The 16,916-nt window shown below is 52.7% G+C and carries 18 protein-coding genes; 7 read left to right on the top strand and 11 right to left on the bottom strand.

The window, feature by feature from the left end:
- Nucleotides 1–6: 6 nt before the first annotated feature.
- Genes RHM56_RS18175 through RHM56_RS18185 form a run of 3 tightly spaced genes read right to left on the bottom strand, consistent with a single transcriptional unit; the run spans nt 7 to nt 4,715 of the window.
- Nucleotides 7–2,136 (bottom strand): hypothetical protein, encoded by a 2,130-nt coding sequence (locus RHM56_RS18175; protein ID WP_143513909.1) that lies wholly within the window; start codon nt 2,134–2,136, stop codon nt 7–9.
- Between the two features lies 1 nt (nt 2,137).
- Nucleotides 2,138–3,601, bottom strand: a complete 1,464-nt coding sequence (locus RHM56_RS18180) for a tyrosine-type recombinase/integrase (RefSeq protein ID WP_017734296.1) — start codon at nt 3,599–3,601, stop codon at nt 2,138–2,140.
- Nucleotides 3,588–4,715: a tyrosine-type recombinase/integrase gene (locus RHM56_RS18185; RefSeq protein ID WP_153326392.1), complete on the bottom strand. Its 1,128-nt coding sequence runs from the start codon at nt 4,713–4,715 to the stop codon at nt 3,588–3,590. Before RHM56_RS18185 ends, RHM56_RS18180 begins: the two co-directional genes overlap by 14 nt.
- Before the next feature lie 542 nt (nt 4,716–5,257).
- Between RHM56_RS18185 and RHM56_RS18190 the strand changes: the two genes are divergently transcribed.
- From RHM56_RS18190 to RHM56_RS18200, 3 genes are all read left to right on the top strand, one after another.
- Nucleotides 5,258–5,464, top strand: a complete 207-nt coding sequence (locus tag RHM56_RS18190) for a YebG family protein (protein ID WP_198822258.1) — start codon at nt 5,258–5,260, stop codon at nt 5,462–5,464.
- 77 nt (nt 5,465–5,541) lie between these two features.
- Entirely contained in the window at nt 5,542–6,117 is a 576-nt protein-coding gene (locus tag RHM56_RS18195) for an NAD(P)H-dependent oxidoreductase (RefSeq protein WP_322234672.1), read from the top strand.
- A 37-nt stretch (nt 6,118–6,154) separates the two neighbouring features.
- Entirely contained in the window at nt 6,155–6,544 is a 390-nt protein-coding gene (locus RHM56_RS18200; protein ID WP_322234674.1) for a MerR family transcriptional regulator, read from the top strand.
- Between the two features lie 189 nt (nt 6,545–6,733).
- On the opposite strand, the gene RHM56_RS18205 is transcribed toward RHM56_RS18200, so the two are convergent.
- The 4 genes from RHM56_RS18205 to hmgA form a co-directional block, all read right to left on the bottom strand.
- Complete coding sequence (locus RHM56_RS18205; protein ID WP_322234676.1) at nt 6,734–7,759, bottom strand: Leu/Phe/Val dehydrogenase; 1,026 nt, start codon at nt 7,757–7,759, stop codon at nt 6,734–6,736.
- 372 nt (nt 7,760–8,131) lie between these two features.
- Nucleotides 8,132–8,761 carry a maleylacetoacetate isomerase gene (gene maiA, locus RHM56_RS18210; RefSeq protein WP_322234678.1) on the bottom strand — a complete coding sequence of 210 codons (630 nt, stop codon included), beginning with the start codon at nt 8,759–8,761 and terminating at the stop codon, nt 8,132–8,134.
- A 12-nt stretch (nt 8,762–8,773) separates the two neighbouring features.
- Nucleotides 8,774–10,078: a fumarylacetoacetase gene (gene fahA, locus RHM56_RS18215; RefSeq protein ID WP_322234680.1), complete on the bottom strand. Its 1,305-nt coding sequence runs from the start codon at nt 10,076–10,078 to the stop codon at nt 8,774–8,776.
- A 3-nt stretch (nt 10,079–10,081) separates the two neighbouring features.
- The gene (gene hmgA, locus RHM56_RS18220) at nt 10,082–11,386 is read right to left on the bottom strand and encodes a homogentisate 1,2-dioxygenase (protein ID WP_322234682.1); all 1,305 of its coding nucleotides are present in this window, start codon (nt 11,384–11,386) and stop codon (nt 10,082–10,084) included.
- A 162-nt stretch (nt 11,387–11,548) separates the two neighbouring features.
- Between hmgA and RHM56_RS18225 the strand changes: the two genes are divergently transcribed.
- On the top strand, nt 11,549–12,343 hold the full coding sequence (locus tag RHM56_RS18225) for an IclR family transcriptional regulator (RefSeq protein ID WP_322234684.1): 795 nt from the start codon (nt 11,549–11,551) through the stop codon (nt 12,341–12,343).
- Between the two features lie 12 nt (nt 12,344–12,355).
- Here RHM56_RS18225 and RHM56_RS18230 read toward each other — a convergent pair whose 3' ends face one another.
- The 3 genes from RHM56_RS18230 to RHM56_RS18240 all read right to left on the bottom strand — a co-directional run bounded on the left by RHM56_RS18230 (nt 12,356) and on the right by RHM56_RS18240 (nt 14,215).
- Nucleotides 12,356–12,718 (bottom strand): hypothetical protein, encoded by a 363-nt coding sequence (locus RHM56_RS18230; protein WP_322234686.1) that lies wholly within the window; start codon nt 12,716–12,718, stop codon nt 12,356–12,358.
- 434 nt (nt 12,719–13,152) lie between these two features.
- On the bottom strand, nt 13,153–13,839 hold the full coding sequence (locus RHM56_RS18235; protein WP_322234688.1) for an LrgB family protein: 687 nt from the start codon (nt 13,837–13,839) through the stop codon (nt 13,153–13,155).
- Nucleotides 13,829–14,215 (bottom strand): CidA/LrgA family protein, encoded by a 387-nt coding sequence (locus tag RHM56_RS18240; protein WP_322234690.1) that lies wholly within the window; start codon nt 14,213–14,215, stop codon nt 13,829–13,831. Before RHM56_RS18240 ends, RHM56_RS18235 begins: the two co-directional genes overlap by 11 nt.
- A gap of 99 nt (nt 14,216–14,314) precedes the next feature.
- Between RHM56_RS18240 and RHM56_RS18245 the strand changes: the two genes are divergently transcribed.
- A complete protein-coding gene (locus RHM56_RS18245; RefSeq protein WP_322234692.1) occupies nt 14,315–15,211 on the top strand; it encodes a LysR family transcriptional regulator in 897 nt (298 codons plus the stop codon).
- Here the strand turns inward: RHM56_RS18245 and RHM56_RS18250 are convergent.
- Nucleotides 15,192–15,647: a flavodoxin gene (locus RHM56_RS18250; RefSeq protein ID WP_322234694.1), complete on the bottom strand. Its 456-nt coding sequence runs from the start codon at nt 15,645–15,647 to the stop codon at nt 15,192–15,194. The two genes, RHM56_RS18245 and RHM56_RS18250, sit on opposite strands and share 20 nt — an antisense overlap.
- 134 nt (nt 15,648–15,781) lie before the next feature.
- Here RHM56_RS18250 and RHM56_RS18255 point away from each other — a divergent pair, with 134 nt between their 5' ends.
- Both RHM56_RS18255 and RHM56_RS18260 read left to right on the top strand, forming a co-directional pair.
- Nucleotides 15,782–16,255 carry a PAS domain-containing protein gene (locus tag RHM56_RS18255; RefSeq protein ID WP_322234696.1) on the top strand — a complete coding sequence of 158 codons (474 nt, stop codon included), beginning with the start codon at nt 15,782–15,784 and terminating at the stop codon, nt 16,253–16,255.
- A gap of 50 nt (nt 16,256–16,305) precedes the next feature.
- Nucleotides 16,306–16,911, top strand: a complete 606-nt coding sequence (locus RHM56_RS18260) for a hypothetical protein (protein ID WP_322234698.1) — start codon at nt 16,306–16,308, stop codon at nt 16,909–16,911.
- The last annotated feature ends 5 nt before the right edge of the window (nt 16,912–16,916 follow it).

Genomic DNA, 16,916 nt, shown 5'->3' on the forward strand with positions numbered 1-16,916 from the left:
CCGGCGCTACTTAAGTTGGCGAACCTCCAACAGGCGAGCGGTACTTCTTGCCACGCGGCTGAAATGGACATCTTGATGACCACCTTCCCCACCGTTCGCTTGAATATATTCCCTAATAGTATTAGCATCATCATTGATTTTTTTCAGCTCAATAAATTGACCTTCATTCTCTACATCCACCACCAAACTTTCACAGCAGTCTCCTCGCTCATTGACTGACAAGCAAGAGAGACTATGCCTGCACGTTTTCAGAGCTAAATCTAATGTACATCCCCCATGTGGCATTGGATTGACAATCCGTACTGCGGCTTTGAGGTATTGTTCGGCAGTTTGGCGATCGGTCATGCCCAAAATGTTATAAGTCTCTTGTATTTGCCCAATGGCTTTATCTTGCCGGATGCTTGTCAGCAAATCCTGAACAACTTTGCTTCTATCGATCGCTAACGTCTGATCATATACTCGCGCCTGCGCTAAGCTTTTTCTAGACAAGAGCGCGTTAACTTGCAAATCAGTCAGCCCCCCTTGCTTGTAAACAGTATTCAACCAGTGTCGTATATCATGCCATGTGAAAGTGGCAACATTACCAGTTCTAGGATCAATAACATTGTATTTAGAAAAAACTGAATCTAGGCCTTTCGCGGCATCGGCCAGCCAATAACAAAATTGTGCTCGAGATACCATCGTATAATTAGCCAAATCCGTATTGAACGAAGTATGAAAAAAGAAACGGGGTAGAACCATCAGCGCATCCTCAACCTCAAGCACTGCACCAGTACCATCTCGAATAACTGGCTCAATTTGTTTATGAAATTCTCCCTCAAAATTGGCGTCATATGTAAATGGGAACGATTTTTTCAACAACTGATCCGAAAGACACACATCAAAAATCTTCCTCACAATACTAGTCGCTGTTTTGTGATGCCTAAAGCGCATCTGATAAAACTGCTCGAAGCGATTGAATGAAACCGAATGAGGATGCACCAACAATACTTCCCTCCAATTAGGAGTATCAAGCGTCACAGGAAACGAGCGCCAATTCGAATCTAAAGAATAATAGACACCTTCTTTAAGTGCCATTTGCCTGTTAACCTGCCTTTTAAAATGCCTTGCACTAACACCTATATACTTAGCTCCTCCATTGATACCCAGGCGCCGCTGGACTCCAACAAAATCTATAAATTGATTACGTTTACCAACCCAAACTGCATCAGGCGTAAAGATACTAAAGCTGGTGGTCCACTCGTGACAAAATCTCCTCGCATAGTACTCTGTAGCTTCCGGCGATTTCCAAACCTTATACCAATCGACAGCCGATGATTCTTTTCTTTTGCGCGCTATACGTCTGCCCCCCACTGTTAGGTTCTTCAAAAACTCGACTGCACTTTTAACTGCCGGCAGCAAATCCTGTGGAAACAATCTCAACGTCTGACCTTCGACCTTTTCGGGAAACAGTCTGAGCACCCACGCGCCCTCATGAAATACTAAACAATCAACTGGCAAACTTGCCAGCTCGCCAACACGCCCCCCCATTGCAGAATTCAGTACAATTGCATTTATAAAAAAGCGATCTTTCGGAGCAAGACTTTCGTTCGACGCTAGCCCGAAAAAATCCCTCATCACCTCAATAGGTATGAGTTTATTACGTCTCCCTTCCTCAGTTCCATCCCGACCATGCTCTATAGTGCTGGTTGCGAGCGCCTTATAACTTATTCTAAGACCTAGATTTATTCTCAGCCAAGAACCAAAATTAAATAGCTTTTTTTGAAGATTGACGTTATTCCCCACGGCAATTTCAAAATCACCATTATTCACCTGCATAATACTTTTTGACCCTAAAATTTCGTCCAGTTTTTTGATAGCCCTCATATCTCCAACGGCGGTAGCATCACAGATATTAGATTTCCAGCGCTTATTTAATATGTATGCTTTAGCTACAGCTCTGAGACCAAGATTACTAATGGACGAAAAAAGAACATTTGAATATCGCGCATTGCCGGGACGTCTTTTCCAACGCAAAACATTCCATTTGTCAGAAAAAAAATCGATATCATCTTCCAAAATCTGCATCCACCGCGTGCACTTATCGATTAGTTGACTTGGCATACCGATTGCTTTTAATTTCTTTAATAATTCCAATTTAGTCACCTGCTTCGATTTTAACAATCACATCTGTGATGGATTGATAAACACGCTCCAACTCTTTAAGCACTTTACTACGTTCGGATCCGTTGATTGCCGCATTCCACTTATTCAACATAGCTTCTATGTAATTCAAAGACCGATAGTGATCGGCATCTTTCCAAGCGATAAAAAATGGACATCCGTTATAACAGCTAAAAAATGGGTGTTTAGTACAAGCAACTTGACTTCCACAGGACCCCACTACTGCGGGGGCAGCTATAACTGGGATCAGTATTGGATTACCTGGCGAAATCGGCGCTATCTTCCCTGCAAAAAATGCAGCTGTGAGCTCGGAAAAGATACCGCCTAACTTTCTTCCGACACGATCCAAGAGTGGACAAAAATCAGATACTAGGCAGTCAATATATGCGTTTACTGCGAAAAGGCTCTTATGCTCCAACACATACCTTATCTCTTCGCTAGTACATCCCTGCATGGCCATTTGTGTTGCGCCGCTATGACGGATACGATACGGCGTCAAAATCAAGATTTCGTTGGTTCTAGGGCTAATGATTTTCTTTTTTCTGGACCAGTTTTTTATCATAGCGTCGAAATTCGATTTTGTGCCAGGTTTAGATGTTACAATTAGCCGCCCCTTAGCCTTTTGACACTCACTTACGCCTTCACGCTTTCCATACTCTAAAATTTCATTAGCTAGTTCAGCTGTAATAGGCCACAAATCACTGGGCTGTCCCGCGTTATACTTAATTTTCGGAATTCTCAAGAAGAATTCTTTTTCACCTAAAATACCTGGCGGCGACCAGAGAGCCTCAATATCCATACTTGAAATCTGCATTGGTCGCTTGAGCGTTTCAAAGGAAATCCAAACAAAAAGTCTTGCAACATTTTCATCCCATGACTCGTTCCCACTCTCAAGCATCGCTCGGCGCACCAACTCCAGCTCTGCGTTAGTCAAAGCCCCACGTTTTTTATCCCAATCCGATATAACTCTTGTCGATGGCGAGCCCACTGCAATTTGATTAAGTTCAGCAGCGTAAATTTCGTCCGCCTGGGCCAAACCATTATCAGCACAATATGTATAAAATTTTCTAAAACAAAGCCTTATAGACTTCGACGCGGTAGCGAACATCTCAAAAAGTTCATGCCATGACAACGACGAAAAATTTTTCCACTCATCCTTCCATACAACAGCCATCATCTTTAATGCTGACTTCACTTCATTTACAATTGCCGGCGTATGGTCTTGAAGTTTATCACACACATATTCGTATGCTGCATCAACTACCTGAGAGCAAAACAGGTACATGGAAAAGTCAATCCAATATCTTCTGCCCCTCCAGATACTTTCTATCCTCGGCCCAGTCACATCAATCAACAAACAGGAAGAAGGATCAGCGTAACACTTTATGAAGATATTCCCGTCGCTATTTACATACTTCCCCTGTTCATTGACTTCCATTCTGAACCCTCCTCTTATTATTTTCAGTAACTTTTCTACGTGTAGAATCTCTCACTGCCCGGTTTGCATAAAGAAGCAAAGACGTTTCACTTCGCCACCCCCCCATATATACGATGCTATCGATTGCAGCGTTTCGGTCAGGAGATTCCTGAGCTGCAATATATAATCGGTTAAACTTTGAATGGCGAAGCAAATGCCATCTAAACGTTACTCCAGATTTCCGCTGAATGACATTTGCGATGCGGCTCGCGGAAGAACAAGACAAAGGTTTTCCTGCGCCAAAACTTCCATGCGTAACAAACAGATAATCATGATCTAAAAAATTAGTCACTCTCATCTTGCCCCTGATAAATTTCTTCATAACCCTATATTTCTTTACATACAGCTCAAGCAATCCAACTAGATCATCATCCTCAGGCTGTATATACAAATATCGACCTAGCGTTTTAACTTTTGGATTATAAGGAACTCTGGAGTCTAGATTGCTATTTCTTCTATCCAGATGAACTATTTCAACATACGGATCACTACCCGACAAATTCAAATCTTCCAACCTAAGCGATAGTGCCTCACCAATTCTTAATCCAAACGCTTTTACGAGTCGCCATAATAAATAATTTCTATGACAAATACCCTTGTCAAATTTTGCCTCTTCAAATTCATGTAGCAAGAGATTTTCGATTGAATTAAGCTCACTATCGCTCAAGTCCAAAGCGAGTTTTCCTCCCTCCCCTCCAATGGTCGCCTTACTCCAAAAAAAACGCTGCGTATTAACGAGGGCAATTAACTCCACATCCGCCTTAATCAGCTCACTCGAGCTTACATAGTTGAAAACAAACCACACAACAAAAGTTTTACAGCTTTGCATTACCTGCCTATTGTAGGCGCTGATAGTGTTTGAGTCTTTGTCAACCACCTCACTGAGCCAATCCGAGAAACTTTTTATTTGTTTATAGCGAAGCCCAAATCCACTCAATAGATAGAATTCTAAATCGACTTTTCCTTCGCTAGCCCAAGTAAATAAAAATGCTACGTGATGAAACAGGGTAAATATGCTACCTTTGTTTTTTCTTTCCCCTCGGGCGTACGCTGCCTCGAAAAGCGATGCAGCCAAAGACGGAACCAGTGTTCTAGAATTGACAAATAAGCATCTACCGACCCCTTCAGCTTGAAACTTGACTAGTTTATACCGTAGATTTTTTCGACCCTTCGATATGCGAATATTAACTTTCACAGTTCACGCCCCCATTTAGATTCGCAGGCGTCCGTCCATATGCAGCCAAACAATGCACATCGATATAGATTTTTCTTACCTATAGCGAACAATAACGAGCGGAAGATCACAGACACATAGAATTTCTTGCCCATGGGCTTAACATCCCACCAGGCAACGCCCGGTAGACCAATTAGAGATTCGGCTCGAAATTGATATTGAAGGTGTGATCTTTTAATACACATGCGCACAACCCCGACGTCTTAGTAAACGTTCGTGGGTACAGATGCGCGTCAGCGGACTCCGACAGGCGGTCGCTATCTATGGTCCCGAGGCGTTGCGATGACGCCCCTAATTGACGATAGCGCGCTATCAGCAGGTTCGCCACTCCGCAATTTAATATATTCCTAAAATTAAGTAGGCACCTTTCGATCCACTAAATCATGGATAAAGCCGAAGCTGACCGTCATGACAAAATGCTGGAGCTGGCCGAGTTGCTCGCTGAAGTGTTGCAAAAAGCTGTGCCGTCTCTGAGCGAGCAGCAAGTCGAAGAAGCCGGCATTTACATGGCGAAGAACCGCGATGTGTTTGCAAAGGCATTCAAGAGCCAACCAGACGCCCTGTCAGAGTTGCTGGTCGACAGCGAGTAATCATCCACGTGCTCGCTTGACTCTCCCCCTTGGGGCAGCCTCTATCTTGAAAGGCCCTTTTTCAGAGTGGCGCGACGATGAGCAAGCGAGTACTGGTGATTCTGGGTCATCCCTCTGCGGACAGTTTCTGTGGCGCCCTGGCGGACAGCTATGTCGAGGCGGCCACTCGCGCCAGCCATGATGTAAAGGTGCTGCAACTGGGCACATTGCATTTCGATCCGGTGCTGCACGAGGGTTACAACCAGATCCAGGCATTGGAACCCGACTTGCTCAACGCCCAGGCCGATATAACCTGGGCTGAGCATCTGGTGTTTGTGTTTCCGATTTGGTGGGGCGGGATTCCGGCCCTGATGAAAGGTTTTCTCGACCGCACTTTCCTGCCCGGTTTTGCCTTTAAGTACCGACCAGGCAAGGCCTTCCCCGACAAGCTCCTGAAAGGTCGCAGCGCGCACCTGCTGGTAACGATGGACACCCCGCCGTGGTACTACAAGTGGGTTTACCGCATGCCCGGATTGCATCAAATGCGCAAAACAACATTGGCGTTTTGTGGAATAAAGCCATTGGCAACCCTCACCTTCGGCCCGCTTTTAAACTCGACGACAACGCAACGGGACAAGTGGCTACAGCAAGCCATGAGGCTCGCCAGCCGGTGAATACTCATTGCAAGCGCGGCCATTAAAAGGACTTTTCATGTACATCGGCAAAGCCGCCCAGTTGTCGGGCACCACCGTCAAAAGCATCCGTCACTACGAAGAAATAGGCCTGTTGCAGGCGCCGCAGCGACGCGGCAACTACCGTGTCTACTCGCAGCAATGTGTTGAGTTGCTGATGTTTATCAAGTGCGCTCAACAGCTGGGTTTCAAGCTCAAGGAAATGCAGGCGATTGTGCAAAACCACCGCGGGCAGCCATTGCCGTGGGAGGTGGTCAGCAACGCCATCGAGGCTAAAAAACAGTCTGTGGCGAGCCAGATCGAGGCCCTGCAACAGGTGCATGCCGGGTTGGTTGAATTTGAAAACCGCTTCAAACAGGCCCCCGAACCTGAGGGACATTCGATGGCGTGCTGCAAGCCGATTTCGTAGCAGTTGCCGAGCCTGCGAGGCTACGTCCGATTGCGAAGCGATCGTAAACCCTAAGTGCAGGGTTTAACTAACACACCGCAGTGCTTGATTTTACGACTGCGACGTCAGGGTGCCGCACCAAGCGGACGCAGCTTCGCAGGCTCGGCAGCTGCTACGAATTGGCGCGCATAGATCTGTGGGAACTGCCTTTTAATCCTGGGGATACAACAATCGCTTCGCCAATTCATCCGAGACCCGGGCCGGTGAGCGTTTTTCCGCTTGGGCATGGGCGTAGATGCCGGTCAGGCGTTCGCTGATGCGCAGTAAGAGTTGATTGATCGCTTCTGGCTGTGCCCCTTGATGGGTAAGGGCCATAAAGATCAAACCACCCGAATTGATGACGTAATCGGGCGCGTACAAGATGCCCCGACGCTCAAGCTGGTCGGCGACTTGCAGGTTGGTCAACTGGTTATTGGCGCACCCCGCCACGGCTGAACAGCGCAGTTGCGCGACGCTGTGCCAGTTCAACACGCCGCCTAACCCGCACGGCGACAAGATGTCACACGGCGTACTGAGCAAGGCTTCGCACGCCACCGGATGAGCGCCCAACTGTTCCATGGCCAGGCGCACCTTGCCGGGGTCTGCATCGCACACCAGCAATTCAGCACCGGCTGCGTGCAGTTGCTCCGCCAGCGCAAACCCTACCTTGCCCAACCCCTGAATCGCGACCCGCAGGCCTTCGAGGTTATCGCTGCCCAAGCGCGACGACGCAGTGCTGCGAATACCGGCGAACACGCCCATGGCGGTATGCGCCGAAGGGTCGCCAGCCGCAGTGGTGCTGGTGACGTGCTGCGTGTACTGAGCGATGCAGTCCATGTCGGCCGTCGAGGTGCCGCTGTCGATTGCCGTGATATAGCGCCCGTCGAGTTGTTCGACACAACGACCGAACGCTTCAAACAGTGCGGCGCGACTTTCAACATGCGGCGCACGCATGATCACCGCCTTCGCCCCGCCTACCGCTAAACCGGCCAACGCAGCTTTATAGCTCATGTCTTGAGCTAAACGGATGGCATCGTTCACCGCACTTTCATCGTTGGGATACGCCAGATAACGACAACCGCCCAGCGCAGGACCAAGACGACTGCTATGAATAGCAATCACGGCCTTGAGCCCTGTAACAGGGTCAACACTGAGGTGCAGCGACTCCACATGAGCGCTTTGCATGAGAGCAAACATGAACCAGCCCTCGATCGGTGAGAGGTAATCGGCAGTATAGGCCGTGACAGAAAAGTCGTTGAAGAGAGCAGGAATAAGTTAGACAGGTTTGCGAGCTTCTAGACATATGCAGGCAAGAATCTAGAAGCCACCTCTGTGAGAGATTCTATGGTGTATAGCAAGCCGATTTCGTAGCAGTTGCCGAGCACCGCGAGGCTACGTCCGATGGCGTAGCGATCGTAAACCCTAAGTGCAGGGTACAACTGATACCCCGCAGTGCTTGATTTTACGACTGCTGCGCAGCCGGACGTAGCCTCGCGGTGCTCGGCAACTGCTACGAGATTTGCGCGCGCCATAAATCTGTGGGAGCTGCCGCAGGCTGCGATCTTTTGATCAAACCGGTGTATCGGGCTGATTCGCCGGATGCGCCTTGATAAAGGCTGGGTGCTGTTCTGCCAATGCGGCCACCCGTGCAATTCGCGGATACGCTGCCAGCGACACGTTGAATCGCTCTGCTGCGTACAACTGCGGGATCACGTAAACGTCCGCCAACCCAGGCTCAGGGCCAAAGCAATAACCGTTATCACCAATCAGTTGCTCAATGGCTGCCAGACCTTGGGTGATCCAGTGACCGATCCACTGCGCCACCTGCTCTTCGTCCTGGCCCAACTGGCGCAGTTGGTTAAGCACGCTGACGTTGTGCAACGGGTGAATATCACACGCCACCAGGGCCGCAACCGCCCGCTCGCGAGCTCGGGTATCCAGCGTTTGAGACAACAACGGCACCGCCGGATAGCACTCTTCGAGGTACTCGATGATCGCCGGGGATTGGATCAATACGCGGCCTTCGTCGATGCGCAAGGCCGGTACACGGCCTTGCGGGTTGATGGCCTGATACGCCGACTGACGGTGCTCACCCGTGAGCAGATTGATCGGCACGGCCTGGTAATCCAGGCCTTTGAGCGCCAGCGCAATTCGCACCCGGTACGACGACGTTGAGCGGTAATAGGCAAAGAGTTCCATAGCTCGCTCCCGTTAGCGCGCAGCGATGACCTTGCCCCGGCATTCGCCGAAACCAATAGAGGCATAGCCTTCACGCGTGCAACGGGCGCGCAGGATGATTTCGTCGCCGTCTTCGAGAAATTTACGTACCTCACCCGACGCCAGTTCAATCGGGTGTTTGCCGCCTTCGGTGATTTCCAGCAGGCTGCCCAATTGGGAGCGATCAGGCCCCGACAAAGTGCCCGATCCGAACAGGTCGCCCGACTGCAACTGGCAACCGTTCACGCTGTGATGAGCCACCAACTGCGCGGCGGTCCAGTACATGTTCAGGCTATTGCTCAGGCCCAAACGGTGCGCAGGCAGGTTTTGTTCACGCATCGACTCGGTCAACAGCAGCACTTCCAGCTCGATATCCAATGCGCCACTGGCTTGATCCTGGGGATCCAGCAGGTAGGCCAACGGCTGAGGGTCACCTTCTGGGCGAGCGGGTTGCGCGCGGCGGAATGGCGCCAGCGCTTCGGCCGTCACCACCCATGGCGAAATGCTGGTAATGAAGCTTTTGGACAAAAACGGCCCCAGTGGCTGGTATTCCCACGCTTGAATATCCCGCGCCGACCAGTCATTGAGCAGGCAAAAACCGGCGATGTGTTCGCCCGCTTCGCTCACGGGAATAGCATCGCCCATGTCGTTGCCCTGACCGACCCAGATCCCCAGCTCCAATTCATAGTCCAAGCGGGCACAAGGGCCGAAGCTCGGCTCCGTCTGACCTGCCGGCAAGGTTTGACCTTTGGGGCGGCGCACATCGACACCCGACGGGCGAATGGTCGACGCACGGCCGTGGTAACCAATCGGCACGTACTTGTAGTTCGGCAGCAAAGGATTATCGGGACGGAACAGTTTGCCGACATTTTTCGCGTGTTCGATACCGACATAAAAGTCGGTGTAGTCACCGATTTTGGCAGGCAGATGCAGTTCGCAATCAGCCGCCAGTGGCAGCAGTTTTGCGCCTTGGGCTTCGATTTTTCCGCGCAGGGTGCTGCCTTCGCTCAGCAGTTCCAGCAAGCGCTCACGCAACGCCACGCGGGCCGTTTTGCCCAGCGCAAAAAAAGCATTCAACGAACCGCCCAACGAGGCTTCGACCGCGACTTTGGCGTGCCCTTCAAACAATCCGGCCGCCAGCGCGGCTTCCAGATCAAAGATGTGCTCGCCAATCGCAACGCCGCTACGCGGGGCCGAGCCCTTGAGGCTGAAGATGCCCAGCGGCAGGTTTTGCAGCGGGAAATCGCGGTGTCCGTTAGCGGAGACGATCCAGCTCAGGGTTAATGCGGACTGGGTCATGGGTTATCTCCGATTCGGGGTAAAGGTCGAGGGCAGTGAAGCCCAGCACGCGTCGTAATCAGGCTGCAGTTGCGGGCATTCGAGGGCGAACTGGCTCGGACGCAGCACTTGGCTGGTCTCAAACATGAACGCCATAGTGTTGTCGATTTTGCTCGGTTGCAGATCGGCGGCGATGGCTTTGGTGCAGGTTTCGGCATCCGGGCCATGGGCACTCATGCAACTGTGCAGCGACGCTCCGCCGGGCAAAAAACCCTCGGCTTTAGCGTCATAGCTGCCCTGGATCAGGCCCATGAACTCGTTCATCAAATTGCGATGGAACCACGGCGGACGGAACGTTTTTTCAGCCACCATCCAGCGCGGCGGGAAAATCACGAAATCCAGATTGGCCAAGCCCGGCACACTGGTGGGCGAGGTCAGAACAGTGAAAATCGATGGATCGGGATGGTCAAAGCTGACCGTGCCGAGGGTGTTGAAACGGCGCAAATCATATTTGTACGGCACATTGTTGCCATGCCATGCGACTACGTTCAGAGGCGAGTGATCCAGCTCGCAGCCCCACAGTTCGCCGAGAAATTTTTGTACCAGGGTGACCGGCTGCTGCGAGTCTTCGTAGTGCGCGGCTGGGGTCAAGAAATCACGTGGATTGGCCAGGCCATTGCTGCCAATCGGCCCCAGGTCCGGCAGGCGCAGCGGCGCACCATGGTTTTCAGCGATGTAGCCACGCGCTTGCGCGTCGAGCAGTTCAACGCGGAACTTGAGCCCACGCGGGATCACCGCAATTTCCAAAGGCTCAAGGTCAAAACGCCCCAGTTCCGTGGCAATGCGCAAACGCCCTTGTTCCGGCACCAGCAATAGCTCGCCATCGGCATTAAAAAATACGCGTTGCATCGACGTGTTGGCGCGGTAGCTGTAAATGCTGATGCCCGCCGGTTTTTCCGCGCCACTATTGGCAACCATGCCGACCAGACCGTCAATGAAGTCGGTGGGTTCGGCAGGAATCGGCAGCGGGTTCCAGCGCAAGCGATTGGGCGTCACCGGACCCAGCGGGCCACCGGCCAATTGACGCTTAAGCTTATTAAAAGCCGGGTGATTGGCTGACGGCTTGATGCGGTACATCCAGGTACGCCGCGACTCGCTGCGCGCCATGGTGAATGCCGTGCCGGATAACAACTCGGCGTACAGGCCATAGGGGACTTTTTGCGGGGAGTTTTGCCCAACCGGTAAAGCGCCGGGCAGCGCTTCACTGCTGAATTCATTGCCAAACCCGGACTGATACGTGAGGGCAGGCAAAGACGAGTCGAGGTTCATGGAGCCTCCAGCATGGAGAAAACAGTGGACTCACTCGGCGCTGAAACCACCGGCGTGTCACTGCGTTATTTTTATCGTAATCAAATTACGCATAACGTAATTTGATTGGTATTGAGCGTCAAGCTATAAAGACGGCCATTCGTCCCGAGAACCAGCGCCTCCATGGAAAAGCCCCGCAGCAATACTGACAGCACTGGCAAACAGAAAGTGCGCTCCGCAGAAGTCGGCACCGACATCCTCAAGGCCCTGGCCGAGCTGTCGCCATCGACCTCTTTGTCTCGCCTGGCCGAGCACGTGCAAATGCCCGCGAGCAAGGTTCATCGTTACTTGCAGGCGCTGATTGCCAGTGGGTTTGCCGAGCAGAATGCCGCCACCAACCATTACGCTCTGGGCCGTGAGGCCTTACGCGTGGGCTTGGCCGCGCTCAATAGTATGGATGTGCTGAAAGTCGCCGCCCTGCCCTTGGCCGAGTTGCGTGATGACTTGAACGAAACCTGCTTTTTGGCCGTGTGGGGCAATCAGGGGGCGACCGTGGTGCATATTGAAGCCGCCGTTCGTGCGGTCACAGTGGTCACCAAGCTGGGTTCGGTGCTGCCGCTGTTGAGCTCATCGACCGGGTTGGTGTTCAACGCCTTTTTGCCCGACCGCGAAACTGCCGAGTTGCGTGAGCAAGAGCTAAAGACCGATCAATTGCATCCGCTGCAAACAGCCGAGGCCTATGCCGTCATCAGCGAACAGATCCGCACCCGAGGTTTGCATTTTGTGCATGGTTTATTGATGCCAGGCGTCGATGCCCTGTCAGCCCCCGTGTTTGAGGCCACCGGAAAAGTCGCCGGTGTGCTGACCGTGGTCGGCCCTACCTCGCTGTTTCATGCCGATGAACATGGGCCAGCAGCACAACGCTTGCTGGCTGCGGCCCACGCCATCAGTTGGCGCATGGGTTATCAGGCCCATTGATCGTGTTCTGAGTTATTTGCTCCATTGATATTTGGCTTCATCCATCATCTCGCTCAGCATTTTCTCAACGTCGTAAAACGACAGTTTGCGATGGCGATATTGATCTTCAAATGTCCAAGACTCGGTGAACACGGCTGTTGTGCCGCCCTCGTAAGTCAGTCCGTGGCCACGATCAAGGCAATCAAGCCCTACTTGGTGCAACGACTGACTGGACTTCACCCGAAAATGGATGACGTCGTACACGATGGTCAGATGCAGGTTGTCGCAATCAACACCAAATTTTGCGAGCTTTTCATTTAAAAAGCCTCGTACACGATGCTTGTGTTCCGCATTTGTATTACGAGATTCAAGCGACGCGCCATTCAAATTGCTCATGGTATAGCTCCTGTTATTGCGTCTTGCCTATCCAGCATCGTGCTGTGATTAAGTCTGCAAGAGGCAATCTGATGAGCACTCATTGAACGCTGATCAATACCCGCATACGCACTACATAGTTAGTGCACGGTCATTATTTTTTAAGACAGCAGGCCGTCAAAAGCCCCGATCTAGAGCGCTACAAGCCTTGGAAGACTGTTGCCCAAGTTGTAAAAGAGATTGTCGTAAACCGGGCTTACTCCCTAACGGCCAAGACTTTATTCTTGCCGCGCTTGTCCAGACAAGCCCAGGGCATTGAGTCCATCGACTCTGCTCTTCCCCGGTTTACCCTGACGTTGATTTGTAGCTCCTTGATGAACGTCTTCTTTGGCCGCTGTCTTACAGCGGCCTTTTTTATACCCGCGATTTGATGTTTCACAGCGGCTAAAAAAACGTTAAAGCATCAGTGTCAGTAAAGGGGCGGCAAACAGATTAAGCACCCCGGTCAGCACCATCACCAAACCGGCCACCGAACCTTCTTCATTACCCACCTCACGCGCACGGCTGACTCCCGCACCGTGGGCGCCGACAGCAAACAGCGCCCCGCGCGCCAGGCTGCTGCGCAATGGCAACCACTTGAGCAAGATGCCGCCCATCAGTGCACCAAAGACCCCGGTAAACATCACAAATACGGCAGTGAGATCCGGCACTCCGCCCAGGCTTTGCGCCAGCGGCATGGCAAACGGCGTGGTGATTGAGCGCGGCACCAATGACAAGGTCAGTGAGGTGTCGAGCGCCAGCGCCCTGGCCAGCCAGAACGAACTGCCAATCGACGCCACGCTGCCCGCCAGCATGCCCAATAACAAGGCCATCCAATGCTGCGCGAGCAATGTGCGTTGCTGCCAGATGGGCACGGCGAAGGCCACGGTCACCGGGCCCAGCACCAGCATCAGCCAATGGGTATCTCTGGAGTATTCGGCGTAGGCCGTGTTCAGCGGCACAGCCACCGCCAGCAACAAGGCCGGTACCAGAATCAGTGGCGACAGCAGGTAGCGTCCGGTACGCCGATACAACCAGCGGCTCAAGCCATAAGCCGCCAATGTGAGAAGCAGCCAGAACATAGGCATCCATTCAAACGTCATGGCGCAACCTCCAGCGGCAGACGGCTTCGACGGTAAACGCGGTGACCACCATCACTAGCAAGGTGCTGATGCCAATGACCAGCAGGATGCGCCAGCCGTCATCGCGCACCAGCACCCCGTAATCAAGCAGGCTCATCAAGGCGGGGATAAAAAACAACAGCATCTCGGCCATCAATACACCTGCGCCCAGTTGCAAGGTTGCAGGCTTGACCCAGCCCAAGGCGAACGCCAGCAGCAACAGCGCCATGCCGATCACGCCGCCCGGTATCGGTAAATGCCAACCTGTCGCGATCTGGCACCCCAGAAAATAAATGGCCAGCAATACGGCGATTTCACTGACCAGCCGTCCTGCGCGTTTTACATCAAAGCGTTTCATGTTGTTTCCACTCTAGACAGGGCTTCAGTTTAAAGAGGCACCTTCCATACCGAAAACGAATTGTTAGACTAAGCGCCATTCCAAACTGGAATCATGCTCATGGAATTCAAACAACTGCGTACGTTCGTTGAAGTGGCTCGCCACGGTGGATTCACCCAAGCCGCGCAATACCTGCACATCAGCCAATCAGCGGTGAGCAAACAGGTCGCCCAACTGGAGCACAGTCTCGGCACGCCCTTGTTTGACCGACTGGGCTCGCATGTCCGCCTGACGGCAGCGGGCAACGTGGTCTTGCAGCGCGCCGAAGGCATGCTGCGCCTGCACAATGAGTTGTTGAGTGAGCTTGACGACCTGAGCCACTTGACCCGTGGCGAATTAAAACTGGGCCTGCCGCTGCTGGGCAGTAATGCGCTGTTTGCCAGCCTGTTTGCCGAGTACCGGCGCCGTTATCCGAACATTCAGGTGCAATTGCTAGAAGGCGGCAGTTTGAATATCGAACAGGCGGTCTTGAGTGGCGAACTGGAGTTGGGCGGCAGCCTCACGCCGAAGAACAACACCTTTGCCTATCAACCCTTTTGCGATGAGCCACTGGATGCCCTGCTCCCGGCTGATCACCCGCTGGCTGAAAGCGGCAGCGTGCGTCTGGAGCAACTGGCAGAAACGCCCTTTTTGCTCTATCAGCGCAGCTTTGTGCTTAACGATCGGGTCCTTCAGGCCTGCCAACAAATGGGGTTCACGCCCAAGGAAGGCGGGCGCAGCGGCCAATCGGACTTTTTGGTGGCCTTGGTGGCCGCCGGGCAAGGCGTGGTGCTGCTGCCCAGCGTGGTCGCTCGCGGGCTGATACGGCCTGGCGTCGTACGCTTGAAGCTCATCGCACCCGACGACTTGCGTTGGGACATTGCATTCATCTGGCGCGAAGGTGCGTATTTGTCACGCGCAGCTCAAGCCTGGCTGGAGCTGCTGCGTGAACGGCCGGTTACTGGCTCAGTGCTTTGATGAAGCCTTCTACCCACGGCTCGGAGTCGCCTTCAGGGTTAACGGTTTCGCTGGCATCCAGGCTCAGCATTGGCTGGACCTCGCGCAAGCCCAGTTCGGCAAACAGTTCAGTCAGCAATTGGCCACCGCCGCAGTAGGTATCGCCGTAGCTCGAGTCGCCCAAAGCGATAACGCCGCCCGGCAGACCGCGCCAGGCAGCGGGCAGCAGGTCACGAATCTCGCTGTACAACGGGGCCAGGTTATCAGGCAGCTCGCCCATGCCGGTGGTGGAGGTCACCGCTAAAAAAGCATCCGGGGCAAAGGCCTGAATATCGGCCAACTTGGCGCGCGGGTTGAACAACACCTCAAAACCGGCATCGGTCAGCAGTTGTTTGGCGTTGCGGGCGACTTCTTCTGCGGTGCCGTACACCGAGCCGGAAAGGATGGCGACTTTCATCAATCTGATCCTGTAACTGACTAAAAGGCCGGGATATTAACAGGTGGGAGGTCGCTTTCGGTGATAGCACGTAGACAGCTTGTCGCGATGTCTTAAAATGCCGCGACTTTGCCTGACTTTTGGAGCGCTACTCGATGATCAATGCCCGTTTGCTGCAACGCATGGTAGACGCATCCCAAGACGGCATCGTGGTCGCCGAACAGGAAGGTGAAGACAACATTCTGATCTACGTTAACTCGGCGTTCGAAGCACTGACGGGCTACAGCAGCGACGACATCCTGTATCAGGATTGCCGCTTTTTGCAGGCCGGGGACCGCGATCAAATCGGGCTGGAATTGATCCGTGAAGCGATTGCCAGTGGAGAACCCACGCGTCAGGTAGTGCGCAATTATCGCAAGGACGGCTCACATTTCTGGAACGAGCTGTCTATCACGCCTGTCTTCAACGACAGCGATAAGCTGACCTACTTTATTGGCGTACAAAAAGACGTCACCCAAAACGTCAAGGCTCAGCAGAAAGTCATTCAGTTGGAAGCAGAACTGGCCGCAGTGAAGGCAGAACTGGACGCGTTGAAAGCGACGAATGGCTTTAACAAAAAGCCAGATTGAAGGTCTAGACTCAAGACCCTGCTTATTAAGCAAAATGATCGAGCCAGATTATGTCGCATGACGGCCTTCTGACTCAGGACGAGTTGGACTTCATCCAGTTAATGCACCAAAACCCGCTGCTCAATCAGCGGGAGGTTTCGTCGAGCCTGACCGTGAGTGGCGTGTCGCAAATTCGTGACCTGTTGACACGTTTGGCCGCCCACGAGCAAGTCACCCTCCAGGCGCAATTTGCCAACCAGAAAATGAGTTTTCCGCTGCGTCTGATTGAAGACGAATTTCACACCCAGCACCTGCAACTGGGCGTCCCGAGCATTTTCGAAGAAGGGCCAAAAATTCGGCCTTGGCGATTCACGCTAGAAGAGCCGGTGGCGCTGGAAAATATTCGGGCGCGCCCCGGACACCTGTGGGTCACTGAGGTGTCGTTCAAGGGGTTGCTGATTGAGGTGCGTAACAACAGCCGCCCGCCTCGCCAATTTGCCCAATGGTTCAGCCCAACGGGGTATGAGCGGATTGCCGTGCGCGGCACGCTGGAACAGCAAACTCGATCAGGGCTTTATGCCTACCGTCTCAACCAAAAGGACACGGGAGAAACCGAACGTTTGCGTCAATTTATCCTGCAACAGCATCGCCTGGCCCATCCGGCACTGCACGCCTGAGCCTC

Source organism: Pseudomonas sp. CCC3.1 (assembly GCF_034347405.1).
Taxonomy (GTDB): Bacteria; Pseudomonadota; Gammaproteobacteria; order Pseudomonadales; family Pseudomonadaceae; genus Aquipseudomonas.